General features: G+C 62.3%; 1 protein-coding gene. It reads left to right on the top strand.

What is annotated here, in order from left to right:
- Positions 1–140: histidinol dehydrogenase (locus BRA62_RS06090; RefSeq protein WP_292365743.1), on the top strand; the 140-nt coding region annotated here is incomplete at its 5' end.
- Positions 141–281 lie beyond the last annotated feature (141 nt).

Here is a 281-nt window from a genome sequence, read left to right as displayed (position 1 = left end):
ACCACTTCTGCCGGCGCTCGACTGTCCAGGTGATCACGCGGGAGGGCCTCGAGGCAATCGGCGACGTGGTGGAGACGATCGCCGATGCGGAAGGGCTCCACGCCCACGCGGAGTCGGTGCGGGTGCGGAGAAGGGGATAGGCGGATAATTCATCTTATCGGGACTGTTCTATGGGGGCCGCTGGGAGGTCTGATCACTTCTCGAACTCCAACTTTCCAACCGGTCACAACCCCGTGCACGGCTTTCAATTGGATATCGCCACGAGGGGGAGGGGACAAGGC

The sequence above is a fragment of the Methanoculleus sp. UBA208 genome (assembly GCF_002498065.1).
Classification (GTDB): domain Archaea; phylum Halobacteriota; class Methanomicrobia; order Methanomicrobiales; family Methanoculleaceae; genus Methanoculleus.
Note: the sequence above shows the minus strand (reverse complement) of the source record. Positions and strands in the feature narration are given on the sequence as shown.